Source organism: Cupriavidus sp. C3SS-1 (assembly GCF_057073755.1).
Genome location: NZ_CP172700.1, coordinates 972,551 through 987,282 on the forward strand (window position 1 = coordinate 972,551; position 14,732 = coordinate 987,282).

Sequence of the window (14,732 nt, forward strand, 5' to 3'; positions counted from 1 at the left end):
GCGATGACGATGCAAAATGCGGAAGCGGCAAAGGCAACCGGTCCGCTGGCGGGCGTGCGCGTGGTCGACATGACCTCGGTCGGCATGGGGCCGTATGCCACGCAGATCCTCGCCGACATGGGCGCCGAAGTGATCAAGGTGGAGGCGCCGGCCGGCGATGTCTTCCGCCATGCGGAGCCGGCGCTGCACGCGGGCATGGGCGCCACCTTCCTGAACCTGAACCGCAACAAGCAGTTCGTGGTGCTGGACGTGAAGCGCGCGCAAGACCTGGCGCGGCTGAAGGACCTGATCGCCGGGGCCGACGTGTTCATCTCCAACGTGCGTCCGCAATCGCTGCGCAAGCTGGGGCTGGATTATGAGTCGCTGCGCGCTTCCAACGCGCGCCTGATCTACTGCGGTGCCTATGGCTACTCGGAAACGGGGCCGTACGCCGGCATGCCCGCGTTCGACGACATCATCCAGGCGCGCAGCGGCCTGGCGCAATTCCAGGGCGCCAACAGCGCCGAGGGTCCGCAGTACGTCAATACCATCCTCGCCGACAAGGTCGCCGGCCTGACGGTGGCCTATGCCATCCCGATGGCCCTGTACGAGCGCGAGCGCTCGGGGCAGGGGCAGGCCATCGAGGTGCCGATGTTCGAGACGCTGGTGTCGTTCCTGGCGCCTGAACAACTGGCCGGCCAGACGTTCGTGCCCGGGCAGGGCGCGTGCGGCTATCCGCGCGTGATGTCGCCGCACCGCAAGCCTTACCGCACGCAGGACGGCTATATCGCGTTGCTGCCGTACACCACGCCGCAATGGGCGCGTTTCTTCGCGCTCTCCGGTCACCCGGAACTGGCGCGGGACCCGCGCTACCTCGACCCGGCCGCGCGCAGCGCCAATATCGACGAGCTGTATGCGACGCTGGCCGATATCGTGAGCCGCAAGACCACGGCGCAGTGGCTCGCATTGCTGGCAGGCGCCGATATCCCGCACAGCGAAGTGCCGGCGTTCGAAGAGGTGATGGAGGACCCGCACCTGCGCGCCACCGGCATGGTGTTCGAGTACGAGCATCCGAGCGAAGGTCGCCTGCGCGGCATCGGCATCCCGACGCGTTTCTCGCGCACGCCCGGCAATATCCGCACGTGGGCGCAGCCGCTGCCGCCGGCGTCGTCGGACGACGCCTGAAGACGCGTACAATCCGCGCACGGCAAGGCTGACAGGAACAGGGAGATGGCGGAATCCGAGACGGGCGACAAGGCAGGGCAGGCCAGCGTGAAGACGGCGCTGCGCGTGATCGAGATCATGGAGATCTATGCGCGCGAAGGCCGCTCGCTCACGCTGACGGAACTGGCGAAACTGCTCGGCGCGCCGATGTCGAGCTGCCTCGGCCTGATCCGCACGCTGGCATCGCTCGGCTATCTCTACGAGACTGGCCGGCGGCAGGGCTATTACCCGACCAGCCGCCTGCTCAGCATCGCCCAGCGCATCTCGCGCAACGACCCGTTGCTGGAGCGCGTGCAGCCCGTGCTGGAAGCGCTGCGCGATGCCACGGGCGAAACCGTCATCTTCGGCAAGCTGCAGGATGACGGGCGCGTGCTTTATCTCGACGTGCGCGAGTCGCAGAACCCGGTGCGCTACATTGCCACGCCCGGTGAACTGCGCGATGTGCATATCAATTCGATCGGACGCGCGATCCTCGGAGTCATGCCGGGGCCGGCGCGGGACGTGGTACTGGCGAAGGTCTCGTTCGAGCCCCGCACGGCGCGCACCGTGGCCTCGCGCGCAGCCCTGGAGCAAGACATCGCGCAGTGGCGGCAGCAGGGCTGGTATCCGAACTTCGGCGAGTCGTTCCCCGACCTGGGGGCGATCGCGGTGCCGGTGGAGATCGGCGGCGTGGTGTACGGAATGTCCGTAGCGGGGCCGATCCATCGCGTCGAATCCAGCGTCGCGCCGATCGTCGACGCGCTGCGCAGCGGACAGGCTTCGCTGCAGGGATAAACCAGTAGCCGCACCTCGGCCCACGGCGCGTTCGCGCGAGCGGCGGATGCGCTTCATGCCAGGGCCCCGCGAGCAAGGCTTGACCTTGGAGAGTGATCGTTCTACTATCCTGCATACGGAGAACGATCGTTCTCAAGCAAGCAGGAAGACCCTATGTCCGACGACTCCTCCACGCAATCCAGGCTGCTAGAGGCCACCGAGCAACTGGTCTATTCCGGCGGCATCCATGCCACGGGCATGGACGCCATCGTCAAGGCGTCGGGCGTGGCCCGCAAGAGCATCTACCGGCTCTATCCGACCAAGGAAGCACTGGTCGCGGCTGCGTTGCTGAACCGCGATGCGCGCTGGATGGCGTGGTTTATCCGTTCGACGCCGCCTACGGACGATCCGTTTGACAGGGTGATGTCCGTTTTCCCGGCGCTGCGGCTATGGTTCGAATCCGACGGATTTCACGGCTGTGCCTTCATCAATGCCGCGGGCGAGATCGAAGATCCGGACAGCGAGATCCGCGCCGTTTCCCGCCTCCACAAGCAACGGCTGCTCGACTATCTCGATGTACTGGCGCAGGACTGCGGCCTGCCCGATCCGCGCGAGACCGCGCGCCAGCTGCTGGTCCTGATCGACGGGGCCACCGCTGTCGCCATGGTCAGTGGCGACGCCAGTGCCGCCGACAGCGCCGGCAGGGCCGCGGCCCTGCTGCTCGAATCTTCCCGGTCCGGAAACGGGCCATCTCCCTCCCACCATTGAGGTGCTGCCAATGTCCAATGCTGAAACCCGTCCGCCGCTGCCGCCGTTCACGCGCGAAACTGCCATCGAGAAAGTCCGTCTTGCGGAAGATGGCTGGAACACGCGCGATGCCGCGAAGGTATCGCTTGCCTATAGCGCCGATACCCGCTGGCGCAACCGCGCCGAATTCGCCAATGGCCGCGACGAGGCACGCGGTTTCCTGGAACGCAAATGGAAGAAGGAACTGGACTACCGCCTCATCAAGGAGTTGTGGGCCTTCGGCGGCAACCGTATCGCGGTGCGTTACGCCTATGAGTGGCACGACGACTCGGGCAACTGGTTTCGCTCGTATGGCAATGAGAACTGGGAGTTCGGTGACGACGGCCTGATGGTCAACCGTTACGCCAGCATCAATGACATGCCGATCAAGGAGGCGGAACGCAAGTTCCGCTGGCCACTCGGCCGTCGTCCGGATGATCATCCGGGGCTGTCGGACCTCGGGCTCTGATGGAGCTCCGCGCCGCCTGGGGGTCACCGCCATCGCCCCGGGCGGGCGCCTTGGATGGGAGGGGAAGCTACGCAAATGGCGGCGCGAGGCAATGTGGGGAAACCCGAATTTGAGAATGGTTCCCGTTTAGCGGTACGATCTGACAATTGCCCGATCCGGGCGACCCTGACGGAGACTTCCCATGCTGAAAATCATCGCCTTTGCCGCGGCCGCCGCGCTGTCCACCGGTGCGCTGGCCAGCGCCAAATGCGTGGCCCATCCCAAGACCGAATGGATGACGGAGACCGACGCGCGCGCCAAGATCGAAGCGCAGGGCTATGTCATCAAGAAATTCAAGGTGGACGGCAACTGCTACGAGATCTACGGCACCACCAAGGACGGCAAGAAGGCCGAGATCTACTTCGACACCAAGACCCTGGACATCGTGAAGTCCGAGATTGGAAAGTAATCCCCTCCGGCTCGCTGCCACCATGCCGGACACCGCATCGGTCCGTGTCTGGGACGTGATCGTCCGCATCACGCACTGGAGCGTGGCCGCGATCGTCTTCTGGGACCTGATCGAAGATTCCGGCGGCCGCCTGCATCGCGTGCTCGGCTATGTGGCTGCCGGTCTCGTACTGTTGCGCATGGTCTGGGGCCTCGTCGGCAGCGAACACGCGCGCTTCCGCGCCTGGGTGCCGCGGCCGGCTGGGGTGCTGGCCTACAGCAAGGCGCTGGTGCAGCGCCGCGCGCCGCGATTCCTCAGCCACACGCCGCTCGGCGCAGTCATGATGCTGCTGATGTGGGCGCTGATCCTGGCGCTGGCCGTTACCGGATGGATGTCGCGGCTCGATGCGCTGTGGGGCGAGGACTGGCCGATCGACCTCCACGCCGCGCTCGCGGACATGCTGACCGGGTTGGTCATCGTGCATGTGCTGGCTGCGATCGTCTTCAGCGTGGCCGGCAGGGAGAACCTGGTGCTGGCCATGGTGACCGGTCGCAAGCGGAAGAATCCCCGCGATTAGCGCACGGGCCTGGCTGGATACCGGGCCCAGGGCGATTCCAGGGGCTTATTGCGCTACCGTCACGCGATCGCGGCCGGCTTGCTTGGACTGATAGAGTGCCTGGTCGGATCGGGTCACGGCGGCATGGATGCCATCGCTGGCTTCCAGTTCGCCCGGCGTCGTCTGGGCGACGCCGAAGCTGGCAGTGAAGCGGATGATCTGGCCGTTGAATTTCACCTCCTGAGCACCGAAGGCAACGCGAATGCGCTCCGCGATTTGCGCCGCCTCGTCCAGAGCGGTCTGAGGCAGGGCCACGACGAATTCTTCGCCCCCGAATCGGGCAACGATATCACCATCGCGCAGCATGCCGCGAACAGTCTGTGACACGCGCTGAAGTACAACGTCGCCGGCGTCGTGCCCGTATGTGTCGTTGATATTCTTGAACCGGTCCAGATCAAATGACAGGACGCTCAGTGGTTGTCCCTGGCGCCGAGCCAGGTTGCATGCGCCCCGCGCCCACTCGTCGAAATGCCGTCGGTTGGCGAGGTCAGTCAGCGGATCAAAGCGGGCCTGGCGCGCGAGGCGTTCGCGCTGCACGAAGTTGGCGTGGGCATAATGCAGCAGCATCCACTGCAACACTGCCATCACGGCAAACGCGGCAGTGGCAAGAACGGTGCGAAGATACCACCCACGAAGATAGTCGTGCTCCGCAGCGGCGACCAGGACCACCCATCTGTGACCGTTGATGTTGAGGAAGACCCCCAGGCGATTCACTCCGTCGAACGGCGACACATAGTGGTGCGCCTGCAACGCGGTATCGCTTGCATATCCCATCAGGTGTTGGGCGGACGGCGTGTCGGACGCTGGCGTTCCGATGCGGGCAAGGAGCTGGCCACTGTCGCGATCGACCACAACCACAACACCCCCGGGGCCGAGATAAAGGCCTCTCTTTTCCAGGTCGGCGAACTGGCGCTGGAGAGAGGCAGAATTGAGAAAGCCGATCACGCCACCAAGGTTCTGGCCCAGGCTATCACGCACAGAACTGTAGATGAAGAAGCCCCTGAAATTCGGGTCGGTGCCATCGCCGCGCCAGAAACGCAGCCGTTCGTTCGCATCATCGCGGGTTAGGCCACTGAACTGAGGGCGGTCTCGAAATGTTGCGCGGCCGAGAATGGATGAATCCAACGCTTGCTCAAAGGGAAACAGGCTGCTCTTCGCGACGAAATCCCCGTCCGGATTGGTGACAATCACCGCATCCAGCCAGTCCTTCTTCAATTCCTGTAACAAGTACCCCTGAGAAGCTTGCGGGGCGACAATATGATTCAGCAATAGCGCGCTGCCGATGCCGCGGAGCTGAAAACGCATGGCATCCATACTGGTTTCGAAGTTCTGCGACGCCAGCAGGGCCGTGTTGCGCAGCACTCGCACCACGTCGTCCTCGATTCTTGCACGCTCGAGAGCAAGGTAGCCACCGATGAATATCGCCTGGAGCAACAGGAACAACGCCAGCAGGCCGCGCTTGATGTTAAGGCTCAGGTGCCTTTGCCCATAGTCGAACAGGCGCAGCAGCGAAAAAGGTGGCTGTTCTCGCATAAGGAACATGTGGTTGACTTGAAGGGTGCATCCGGCGAGCGAACGGAATGGGGCTTCCTTGTCGATCGGAAGCCCCACGGACCAGAGGACGCGTGCGGTTCAACAGGCGAGCGGGTTGCGAATGCAGGACGCACCCGGATCAGCCTACCTTCCCCATCGATTCCTGCATCGCATCATACTGCCCCAGGCACGCCTTGCCATTCAGCAGCGAGCGCTTCAGCAGCGCCTGCTGCGCCTGCCCGGCGTTGGCGGCCTGCCCGCCCCACGCGGCCAGTGGCGGCTCCTGCAGCGCGCGCCCATAGGAAAAGCTCAGCGGCCACGGCAGCGGGCCGAGCCGGTTCATGGCATCGAGGTTCGCCGTCGCCTGTTCGGGCGTCTGTCCGCCCGAGAGAAAGAAGATGCCGGGCACCGCGGCCGGCACCGTGCGCTTGAGCACGCGCACGGTTTCGCTGGCCACATCCTGCACGGCCGCCTGCTGCGCGCACTTCTTGCCGGCAATCACCATGCTAGGCTTGAGCACCATGTGTTCGAACACCACGCCATAGCGATGCAGCGCATGGAACACCGCGTGCAGCACGCGTTCGGTTACGGCCGCACAGCGCGCCATGCTGTGGTCGCCGTCCATCAGCACCTCCGGCTCGACGATCGGCACGATGCCCGATGCCTGGCAGATGGCCGCATACGCGGCCAGCACCTGCGCGTTGGCCTGCACCGCAAGCGTGCCGGGCAAGGTGTCCGAGACATTGATCACCGCGCGCCATTTGGCAAAGCGCGCGCCCTGCTGGCGGTAGGTCTCAAGCCGCTTCGGCAAGCCGTCGAGCCCTTCGGTGATCTCGTCTCCCGGCGCATTCACCAGGGGCACCTTGCCCTTGTCGACCTTGATGCCGGGCACGATGCACTGGCGCGCGCAGAGTTCGGGCAGGGGCGTGCCATCGTCGGCGCGCTGGCCGAGCGTTTCCTCGTACAGGATCACGCCGCTGATATGCGCGCCGAGGCCCGGCGTCGATAACAGCAGGCTGCGCCACGCACGGCGGTTCTCTTCATTGGATTCCACGCCGATCGTGGCGAAGCGCTTGGCAATGGTCGGGCCGCTTTCATCGGCCGCGAGCAATCCCTTGCCTGGCTGCACCATCGCCTTCACCGTGGCCTGCAGTTCGCTTGCGGTATCCATGGCATCTCCTGGAGTGCGTTCACGGCGCGCGCCCGAAGGCCTCGCGCAGCTTGCCCTTGGCACGCTGCAGGACGGCCAGCTGCGATTTGGGCAGATTGCGGCCCGCGCGGTTGATATAGAAATTGAGCATCGACATGGCCGACTGGAACGCCGTGCCCTTGCGCCGGCGGCTGTGTTCCGCCGAGCGCTTGAGCGAAGCGGCGATTTCCTTCGGGTCGGTATGCTTGAAGAGATCGGGTTGCAGGTCGAGCGCGTCACTGTGCTCGCTGACCTGCTTTGACCAGCGTCGCGCATGGCGGCCGTGGCGGCGCTGCTTGCCGGACTGGCGCGTGGATCTGGCTGCGGGCACTGGGTCTCCCCGAAACGCTGGTGTCACTCTCAGACTAGGCGATTTGGGGAGCGGTGTGGGGGCCTGGACGTTGCCTTGCCGCGAGGTCTAGCCCATGATCAGCCCGGCCAAGGCGGCCTTCTCATCGCTGCTGAACTTGCGCGTAGCCTGGGCAAGGTCGGCGCTGACGCTGTCCATGGCCGAGGTCAGCGCACCGACCTCGGCCCGTAGCGCTTCGATGCGCATGCGGCGCTGCTCGGCGTTGCCCGTGGTGCTGTTGCTCAGTTCCTGGAGTTCCTGGGCCTTCTGCTCAAGCTTCTCGCGCAGTTCACGCAGGCGCTTGACCAGCTTTTTCACGTTGTCGGGCAGGCTGCTGTCGTCGATGTCGCTGTCCCTGGCGGCTGACTTGCCAGCCGCGTGCCCGGAAGCCAGGGCGCTGCCGGACATGGAAATCCTGACATCGGCGCTGGGCTGCGCCGTGGCGCTGCCCATCGTGTTGCCGGCCGCATTGGCGGCGTTCGCGGGATCAGCGGAAAGGTCTTCTGCCGTGGCACTGGCCTCCATGGAGAGGGAGGCAGGCGGGCTTGCCATGGTGGCTTCGATCATGCTCATGAGGCGCTCCTGTTGACGGACAGCGGGTTGCCGCACGCCACGCCGGGGGCAACGTAGGTACGAGGGTAAAAAGTCTACGCGGGGGGATTTCACCGTTATCGGCAGCAGATTGCCAGCTTTAAGTCACATCCATAGAACATTGCGGCAGCGCAAGGAAGTCCGATGGACTGAAATATTCCGTTACACACATCCGTCGATGGACCGTCAACAGTGCGCCGCGGGTCGACGTTTTCACAATCGGCGCGCAACACCGCGCGTCCATCCGGAGACCGACAATGAAGAAAGCACTTGCCATCCTGACCCTGGGCCTGTTTGCCGCTGGTGCGTATGCGCAAGCGCCGGCTGCCGCGCCGGAGTCGAAGGAACCCGCCAAGGTGGAGAAGAGCACCCACAAGGAGAAGACCCACGCTCACAAGCACGCGAAGAAGCCTGCCGCCGACAAGGCAGCAGCGCAATAAGTGCCCGGCTGATGGGTTTGCCGCGCGGTGCGGCCTCGGCAGGAGGCCCGCCGCGTCTTTTCTTGCCGCGCCGCTCAGAACTGGTAGTTGATCGACAGATCGAAGGCTCCGCCAGTCGAACTCTGCGTCAGCGGACTGCGCTTCGCATCGCCCACGAGCTGTACGATTGACACGTCGCTGCTGGCGAACCAATGCTTGTCGAAGAACCAGACCGCGCTGAGGCCGAAGCCGTAGGAACGCACGCCGCCAGCGGGGTTGAACTGCGGGCGACCGGCCCGCGCCTGTGACGCGCTCACGCCGTACCAGGCATTCATGTAGCGCGAGTCCGCGAGCGTCAGCGTCGGGCCCGCGAACCAGTAGAACTTCTCGGAGCTGCCCGGCAGCGGCATGTAGGCGCCGATATCGGCGATCCAGCCGTCCGAGCCGCCCATGCTGCGCCGCGCGTCGACGCGCATCACCAGCGGAAACTCCTTGGACACGGCGTATTCCGCAAAGAGCTTGGCTTCCGGCGCCGGGTTGATGTTCTTCATGCCGTCCAGCAGCGGCGAATTCTCCTCGGCGCGCCGGCCCAGGTTGTAGGTCAGCGCAATCCCTGCCCGGTAGTTCTTGCCGCGCAGGACGTTGACGCCGAAGCCTTCGCCGATCGAGGCGAACGCGATATCGCGATAGCGGATATCGATGCTGGGCCCGGCGATCACGATGTATTTCGACGAGCCGTCATAGCGCGGGCGCAGCATTGCCGCGGCGCCGAGGCGGACTTCCCATTCCGGAATCGTGTCTTCGTACAGCTTTTCAAGCGGTATGCCGACCGAGAATTGCCATTCGGCCAGTGGGGCCGGTGTCTGGGCCCAGGCCGGAGCCGACGCGCAGGCGGACAGCGCGAACAGCCACGGCCGTACCGCGCGCGGCACAAGCGCGCGCAAGCCGCCCCGCGGCCCGAGGGTTTCCAGCTCTGCCAATGGTTTCTCCCGTTGATTCATTTATTCGTTGGTTGTTCTTGCAGGCGCATGGCCGCTCAGGTCATCAACTTGTCGACCGTCATCGGCAGGTCGCGCAGGCGCCGGCCGGTGGCGTGATACACCGCGTTGGCCACCGCCGCGGCCACGCCGACAATGCCGATCTCGCCGATGCCCTTGGTGCCGAGCGGGTTGATATGCGGATCATCCTCGTCCAGCACGACGATGTCGATAGCGACGATATCGGCATTGACGGGCACATGGTACTCGGCCAGGTTGGCATTGGCGATGCGGCCGCTGGCCGGGTCCAGTTCGGCCTGCTCGTGCAGCGCCATGCTGATGCCCCATACGATACCGCCCATGAGCTGGCTGTGAGCGGTTTTCCGGTTCAGCAGCCGGCCCACGCCGTAGGTCGCCACGATCCGCTGCACGCGGATCTCGCCGAGATCGGGATCGACGTGGACTTCGGCGAACACGGCGCCGAAGCTGTGCATCGAGAACGCCTTGCGCTCGTCGCCGGGCCGCGCGGTCACGCGGGCTTCGACAGGCTGCCCGCCGCGGCGCGCGATCGGCGCCGCGATCGGCTCGCGCCGCGACGGGTCGGAGCGGCGCAGCAGCCAGCCATCGACGATATCCACGTCCTCGGGCGACGCCCCGGCAAGCGGCGACGCCCGGTCGGCGACCGCCAGCTTCACCAGTTCCAGCCGCGCCGCCGCGCAGGCGGCCTGCACCGCGGGCGACACGCTGGCGACGGACTGCGAGCCGCCCGACACGGGGGCTTCGGGGAAATTGGTGTCTCCCAGTTCAAAACGCACCTTGTCCGGCGGCAGGCCGAGCGCGTCGGCGGACACCTGCGTCATCACGGTGAAGGTGCCGGTGCCCAGGTCCTGCGAACCGGACTGGACCAGCGCGGTGCCGTCCGGCAGGATGCGCGCGAGCGCGCTGGCGGCCGAGCGATTGGCCGGATAGGTCGTGGTGGCCATGCCCATGCCCACCAGCCGGCCCTCGGCCCGCATGGAGCGCGGCGCGGGATTGCGATGCGCCCAGCCAAAGCGCTCGGCCGCGTCGCGGTAGCATTCGCGCAGCGACTTGCTCGAGAACGGCAGTCCCTTGCCGGGGTCCGTGTCCGCGTAATTGCGCAGGCGCAGCGCGACGGGATCCATGCCCAGCTTGTAGGCCAGTTCGTCCATCGCACACTCCAGCGCGAAGCTGCCCGAGGCCTCGCCCGGCGCGCGCATGAACGTGGGCGTGCCGACATTGAGCTTGAGCAGCCGGTGACTGGTCTGCTGGTTCGGCACGGCATACAGCATCCGTGTAAGCAGCGCGCACGGCTCCAGCCAGTCTTCCATGAACGAGGTGCTGGCCACGACCTCGTGGCGCATGCCCGTGAGCGTGCCGTCGGCCCGCGCTGCCAGCACGACATGCTGCTCGGTGTGGGGCCGCCCGCCGACCGGGCCGAACATCTGCGGGCGCTCCAGCACGAGCTTGACCGGATGTCCGGTCTCGCGTGCGGCCATCGCCGCCAGCACCACGTGCGACCACGTCGAACCCTTGCAGCCGAAGCCGCCGCCGACGACGGGGCAGACCACGCGCACCTGCGCGGGCGGTACGCCCAGCGTCTTGGCAACGGTCTTGCGCACGCCGCTGACGTACTGGGTGGCGTCGTACAGCGTGAGCATGTCGCCTTGCCAGGCCGCCACGGTGGCGTGCGGCTCCATCGGGTTGTGGTTCTCGAACGGCGTGGAATAGGTGGCATCGATCGTCGCCGCCGCACCTTCCGCGCCCGACAGGCTGCCGCGCGTGGTATCCGCCGGCTCATCCTTGGCCTGTTTCGGCTTGTAGGCGCCCGCACGCGCCGCGGCGAAATCCAGCGCTGGCCGCTGCGCGCGATAGCGGATGACGAGATGCGCGGCGGCATCGCGCGCCTGTTCCAGCGTGTCGGCGATGACGACGGCCACGGGCTGGTTGTTGTAGTGGACGACCGGGTCCTGCAGCAGGTTCAGCACGCGCCCGGCCGGCGGGGTGCCCGATGCGGCCTTGCCGTGTTCCGGCAGCCGCGGCGCGTTGAACGGCGTCATCACCTTGCGTACGCCCGGCATGCGCTCGGCCATGGCGGTGTCCATGGCCGCGATCTCGCCGCTGGCGATGGTGCTGGTCACCAGCACGGCATGCAGCAGGCCCGGCAGCGGATGGTCCGCGGCGTAGCGCGCTTGCCCGGTTACCTTGAGAATGCCGTCCGTGCGGTCAAGCGGGGCGCCGATCACGCTCATGTGGTGTCTCCTGCGGCAATGCCAAGCGCCCGCACGATGGCGCGTTGCGCCAGTGCGAGCTTGTAGGTGTTCTGGGGAAGCGGCCGGGCGCCGTCCAGCAGCAGCCGGGCCGCCTCGCCGGCGCTGCCCGCATCGATCGGCCTTCCGACCAGGACCTGCTCGGCCGCCGGGACGCGCCAGGGCTTGTGCGCGACGCCGCCGAGCGCCAGCCGCGCGGTGCGTACCGTGCCGCCGTCGAGCTCCAGCGCGGCGGCCACCGACACCAGCGCGAACGCGTAGCTGGCGCGGTCACGGACCTTGAGGTAATGACAATGCGCCGCGAGACGCGATGGCGGCAGGTCCACCGCGATGATCATTTCCCCGGGATTCAGCGTCGTGTCGAACTGCGGCGCGGTGCCCGGCAGGCGGTGGAAATCGGCCAGCGCGATGCGGCGCTCGCCAGCCTCGCCGCGCACTACCACCACGGCCTCCAACGCGGCCAGCGCCACGCTCATGTCGGACGGATTCACGGCTACGCATTGCTCGCTTGCGCCAAGGATGGCGTGCGTGCGATGCACGCCTTGCAGCGCCCCGCAACCCGAGCCGGGCGCCCGCTTGTTGCAGGCGCTGAAGCCGGTGTCGTAGAAATAATGGCAGCGCGTGCGCTGCATCAGGTTGCCGCCGACCGTCGCCATATTGCGCAACTGGCCCGAAGCTCCGGCCAGCAGTGCCTGCGACAGCAGCGGGTAGCGCTCGCGGATCAGTGTGTGGTTGGCGGTGTCGGTGTTGCTGGCCGTGGCGCCGATGCGCACGCCGCCATCGGGCAGCGACTCGATCGTTGCGAGCGGAAGCCAGCCGACATCGACCACGTGCAGCGGCTGCTCGACGCCGGCCTTGGCCAGGTCGAGCAGGTTGGTGCCGCCGCCGATGTAGCGCGTGCCCGGCTGGCGCCCGAGCTGCAGCGCTTCTTCAACGGTGGTGGCGCGGTGGTAGGTGAACGGGATCATCGTGGCGCCTCACGCGCGGCGCGTGGCGCCGGCGGCGTCCTGCACGGCGGCGACGATGTTCTGGTAGGCGCCGCAGCGGCAGATATTGCCGCTCATGCGCTCGCGGATCTCGGCGTCGTTCAGCGCGGGCGGCAAGGCCGCCGGCGGCGGCCGCACCGTACTGGCCGCGCCGGCCCGCGCCTCGGCCAGCATGCCGACGGCCGAGCAGATCTGGCCCGGCGTGCAGAAGCCGCACTGCAGCGCATCGCGCGCGACGAAGGCCGCCTGCATCGGGTGCAGCGCATGGCCGTCGGACAGGCCTTCGATAGTGGTGATATGCCGGCCCTCCTGCATCACGGCGAGCGTGAGGCAGGCGTTGATGCGCCGGCCGTCGCTGAGCACCGTGCAGGCGCCGCACTGGCCATGGTCGCAACCCTTCTTGGCGCCGGTCAGGCCGATGGTCTCGCGCAGCGCATCGAGCAGCGTCACGCGCGGCTCCAGCGAGAGCGCATGTTCCCTGCCGTTGATATGGAGGCGGACGGGTCGGGCCGGCACGGACAAGGGTGCAGTCGGCGCATCTTGCAGAGCGGGCGGGCCGGCTGCCTGGACCGTAGGCAAGGCGGCTGCGGAAGCGCTAAGCGCGGCGGACTGGAGGAAGCGGCGGCGGGTGGGACGGTCGGGGCCGTCAGGATGGAGGCGGGGCATGCGCGGTCCTTGGGCTGTTCGCGAAGCAGGGCAGGAGGGGCTTCGCTGTCAGGGGCAAGGGCAGCAAGATCGGTGCCCATGGTCGGGTGCACCGGGTGCGCGGGGGTCTGCTGGCGCGGTTAGGGTGTCAGAATTGCCGGGGCGGTGTAGGAATTACCTCGGCTGCGGCCGCTCGTCGGATGTCCCCATGGACGAGCGGCCGGCGCGGAAGCGACTTATTTGCCGCCGAGCACGGCGGCGATGGCCTTGGCCACCACCGTCACATTGCGCTCGTTGAGACCGGCCACACACATGCGGCCGGAGCGCAGCAGATACACGCCATGCTGTTCGCGCAGGCGGTCGGCTTGTTCCGCGTTCAGCCCAGTGTAGGTGAACATGCCGCGCTGGGTCAGGTAGCGCGACAGCGCCTCGCCGCTGACATGGTCGCGCAGGTTGTGGTGAATCGCCTCGCGCATGCGGGCAATGCGGCCGCACATCTCGGCGAGTTCCTTCTCCCACAGCGTGCGCAGTTCGGGCGTGGTCAGCACCTTGGCCACCACGCGCGCGCCGTGCGTGGGCGGGTTGCTGTAGTTGGCACGCACGGCGCCGGTCAGCTGGCCCAGCACGTTGGCGGCTTCGGCGGCGCTGTGGCACACCACGCTCAGGCCGCCGCAGCGCTCGCCATACAGCGAGAAGTTCTTCGAGAACGAGTTGGCCACCAGGCACGGCACGCCCTGGCGCTCCAGTTCGCGGATGGCGAACGCGTCGTCCTCCAGGCCTTCGCCAAAGCCCTGGTAGGCCATGTCGACGAACGGCAGCAGTTCCTTCGCCTTCAGCACGCCGGCGAGCTGGCGCCACTGGTCCTGGTTCAGGTCCACGCCGGTCGGGTTGTGGCAGCACGCGTGCAGCAGCACGATGCTCTGCTTGGGCAGCTTGCCGATGGCGTCGACCATGGCGTCGAACTTCAGGCCGCCGGTGGCATCGTCATAGTACGGGTAGGTGTTGACGGTGAAGCCCGCGCGCTCGAACACCACGCGGTGGTTTTCCCAGCTCGGGTCGCTGATCCATACCTGCGACTGCGGGAAGTAGCGCTTGAGGAAATCGGCACCCACGCGCAGTGCGCCCGATCCGCCCAGCGTCTGCAGCGTGGCGATGCGGCCGGCGGCGCGCGCCGGGCTGTCTTCGCCGAACACCAGTGCCTGCACGGCGTTGCGGTAGGCCACCAGGCCCGACATCGGCAGGTAGGGGCGCGGGCCCATGTCGGCCAGCAGCGCGGCTTCAGCCTTTTCGACGGCTTCCATCACCGGCAGGCGGCCGTTGTCGTCGAAGTAGATGCCGATGCTCAGGTTGACTTTCTCGGTGCGCGGGTCTTTCTGGAAGTCTTCGTTGAGCGAGAGGATCGGGTCGCCGGGAAAGGCTTCGATATGTGCAAACATGGGATTCTCTGGATTCTGGGACGGGGCTGGAGCGCGTGCGGAACAGGATTTCAGGCCCGGACGCA

At 66.6% G+C, this 14,732-nt stretch carries 16 protein-coding genes; 7 read left to right on the forward strand and 9 right to left on the reverse strand.

Annotation, left to right across the window (positions count from 1 at the left end):
- Window positions 1-3 precede the first annotated feature (3 nt).
- From ACIGJC_RS20440 to ACIGJC_RS20465, 6 genes are all read left to right on the forward strand, one after another.
- Window positions 4-1,164 carry a CaiB/BaiF CoA transferase family protein gene (locus ACIGJC_RS20440; protein ID WP_483713967.1) on the forward strand — a complete coding sequence of 387 codons (1,161 nt, stop codon included), beginning with the start codon at window positions 4-6 and terminating at the stop codon, window positions 1,162-1,164.
- Between the two features lie 45 nt (window positions 1,165-1,209).
- Complete coding sequence (locus ACIGJC_RS20445; protein ID WP_483713968.1) at window positions 1,210-1,977, forward strand: IclR family transcriptional regulator; 768 nt, start codon at window positions 1,210-1,212, stop codon at window positions 1,975-1,977.
- Window positions 1,978-2,130: 153 nt separating this feature from the next.
- Entirely contained in the window at window positions 2,131-2,724 is a 594-nt protein-coding gene (locus tag ACIGJC_RS20450; protein ID WP_483713969.1) for a TetR/AcrR family transcriptional regulator, read from the forward strand.
- A 10-nt stretch (window positions 2,725-2,734) separates the two neighbouring features.
- The gene (locus ACIGJC_RS20455; protein WP_483713970.1) at window positions 2,735-3,211 is read left to right on the forward strand and encodes a nuclear transport factor 2 family protein; all 477 of its coding nucleotides are present in this window, start codon (window positions 2,735-2,737) and stop codon (window positions 3,209-3,211) included.
- 181 nt (window positions 3,212-3,392) lie between these two features.
- On the forward strand, window positions 3,393-3,659 hold the full coding sequence (locus tag ACIGJC_RS20460) for a PepSY domain-containing protein (RefSeq protein ID WP_483713971.1): 267 nt from the start codon (window positions 3,393-3,395) through the stop codon (window positions 3,657-3,659).
- 22 nt (window positions 3,660-3,681) lie between these two features.
- A complete protein-coding gene (locus ACIGJC_RS20465; RefSeq protein WP_483714486.1) occupies window positions 3,682-4,215 on the forward strand; it encodes a cytochrome b/b6 domain-containing protein in 534 nt (177 codons plus the stop codon).
- 45 nt (window positions 4,216-4,260) lie between these two features.
- On the opposite strand, the gene ACIGJC_RS20470 is transcribed toward ACIGJC_RS20465, so the two are convergent.
- The 4 genes from ACIGJC_RS20470 to ACIGJC_RS20485 form a co-directional block, all read right to left on the reverse strand.
- A complete protein-coding gene (locus tag ACIGJC_RS20470; RefSeq protein WP_483713972.1) occupies window positions 4,261-5,865 on the reverse strand; it encodes a sensor domain-containing diguanylate cyclase in 1,605 nt (534 codons plus the stop codon).
- A 61-nt stretch (window positions 5,866-5,926) separates the two neighbouring features.
- A complete protein-coding gene (locus ACIGJC_RS20475) occupies window positions 5,927-6,958 on the reverse strand; it encodes a class I fructose-bisphosphate aldolase (protein ID WP_483713973.1) in 1,032 nt (343 codons plus the stop codon).
- Between the two features lie 19 nt (window positions 6,959-6,977).
- On the reverse strand, window positions 6,978-7,307 hold the full coding sequence (locus tag ACIGJC_RS20480) for a DUF3175 domain-containing protein (protein ID WP_483713975.1): 330 nt from the start codon (window positions 7,305-7,307) through the stop codon (window positions 6,978-6,980).
- An 87-nt stretch (window positions 7,308-7,394) separates the two neighbouring features.
- A complete protein-coding gene (locus tag ACIGJC_RS20485) occupies window positions 7,395-7,898 on the reverse strand; it encodes a hypothetical protein (protein WP_483713976.1) in 504 nt (167 codons plus the stop codon).
- A 275-nt stretch (window positions 7,899-8,173) separates the two neighbouring features.
- Here ACIGJC_RS20485 and ACIGJC_RS20490 point away from each other — a divergent pair, with 275 nt between their 5' ends.
- Complete coding sequence (locus ACIGJC_RS20490) at window positions 8,174-8,356, forward strand: hypothetical protein (RefSeq protein ID WP_483713977.1); 183 nt, start codon at window positions 8,174-8,176, stop codon at window positions 8,354-8,356.
- A gap of 74 nt (window positions 8,357-8,430) precedes the next feature.
- Here the strand turns inward: ACIGJC_RS20490 and ACIGJC_RS20495 are convergent, their stop codons facing one another.
- The 5 genes from ACIGJC_RS20495 to ACIGJC_RS20515 form a co-directional block, all read right to left on the reverse strand.
- Entirely contained in the window at window positions 8,431-9,315 is an 885-nt protein-coding gene (locus ACIGJC_RS20495) for a MipA/OmpV family protein (RefSeq protein ID WP_483713978.1), read from the reverse strand.
- A gap of 56 nt (window positions 9,316-9,371) precedes the next feature.
- Window positions 9,372-11,582 (reverse strand): xanthine dehydrogenase family protein molybdopterin-binding subunit, encoded by a 2,211-nt coding sequence (locus tag ACIGJC_RS20500; RefSeq protein WP_483713979.1) that lies wholly within the window; start codon window positions 11,580-11,582, stop codon window positions 9,372-9,374.
- On the reverse strand, window positions 11,579-12,568 hold the full coding sequence (locus tag ACIGJC_RS20505) for an FAD binding domain-containing protein (RefSeq protein WP_483713980.1): 990 nt from the start codon (window positions 12,566-12,568) through the stop codon (window positions 11,579-11,581). Before ACIGJC_RS20505 ends, ACIGJC_RS20500 begins: the two co-directional genes overlap by 4 nt.
- A gap of 9 nt (window positions 12,569-12,577) precedes the next feature.
- A complete protein-coding gene (locus tag ACIGJC_RS20510) occupies window positions 12,578-13,252 on the reverse strand; it encodes a (2Fe-2S)-binding protein (RefSeq protein WP_483713981.1) in 675 nt (224 codons plus the stop codon).
- 215 nt (window positions 13,253-13,467) lie between these two features.
- Entirely contained in the window at window positions 13,468-14,667 is a 1,200-nt protein-coding gene (locus ACIGJC_RS20515) for an amino acid aminotransferase (RefSeq protein ID WP_483713983.1), read from the reverse strand.
- Between the last annotated feature and the right edge of the window lie 65 nt (window positions 14,668-14,732).

What these genes read in the sequence shown, in the direction of transcription:
- ACIGJC_RS20475 (WP_483713973.1), bottom strand. Translation starts at nt 6,958, where the DNA reads ATGGATACCGCAAGCGAACTGCAGGCCACGGTGAAGGCGATGGTGCAG.
- ACIGJC_RS20485 (WP_483713976.1), bottom strand. Translation starts at nt 7,898, where the DNA reads ATGAGCATGATCGAAGCCACCATGGCAAGCCCGCCTGCCTCCCTCTCC.
- ACIGJC_RS20500 (WP_483713979.1), bottom strand. Translation starts at nt 11,582, where the DNA reads ATGAGCGTGATCGGCGCCCCGCTTGACCGCACGGACGGCATTCTCAAG.
- ACIGJC_RS20490 (WP_483713977.1), top strand. Translation starts at nt 8,174, where the DNA reads ATGAAGAAAGCACTTGCCATCCTGACCCTGGGCCTGTTTGCCGCTGGT.
- ACIGJC_RS20465 (WP_483714486.1), top strand. Translation starts at nt 3,682, where the DNA reads ATGCCGGACACCGCATCGGTCCGTGTCTGGGACGTGATCGTCCGCATC.
- ACIGJC_RS20505 (WP_483713980.1), bottom strand. Translation starts at nt 12,568, where the DNA reads ATGATCCCGTTCACCTACCACCGCGCCACCACCGTTGAAGAAGCGCTG.
- ACIGJC_RS20455 (WP_483713970.1), top strand. Translation starts at nt 2,735, where the DNA reads ATGTCCAATGCTGAAACCCGTCCGCCGCTGCCGCCGTTCACGCGCGAA.
- ACIGJC_RS20515 (WP_483713983.1), bottom strand. Translation starts at nt 14,667, where the DNA reads ATGTTTGCACATATCGAAGCCTTTCCCGGCGACCCGATCCTCTCGCTC.
- ACIGJC_RS20450 (WP_483713969.1), top strand. Translation starts at nt 2,131, where the DNA reads ATGTCCGACGACTCCTCCACGCAATCCAGGCTGCTAGAGGCCACCGAG.
- ACIGJC_RS20440 (WP_483713967.1), top strand. Translation starts at nt 4, where the DNA reads ATGACGATGCAAAATGCGGAAGCGGCAAAGGCAACCGGTCCGCTGGCG.
- ACIGJC_RS20460 (WP_483713971.1), top strand. Translation starts at nt 3,393, where the DNA reads ATGCTGAAAATCATCGCCTTTGCCGCGGCCGCCGCGCTGTCCACCGGT.
- ACIGJC_RS20510 (WP_483713981.1), bottom strand. Translation starts at nt 13,252, where the DNA reads ATGCCCCGCCTCCATCCTGACGGCCCCGACCGTCCCACCCGCCGCCGC.
- ACIGJC_RS20445 (WP_483713968.1), top strand. Translation starts at nt 1,210, where the DNA reads ATGGCGGAATCCGAGACGGGCGACAAGGCAGGGCAGGCCAGCGTGAAG.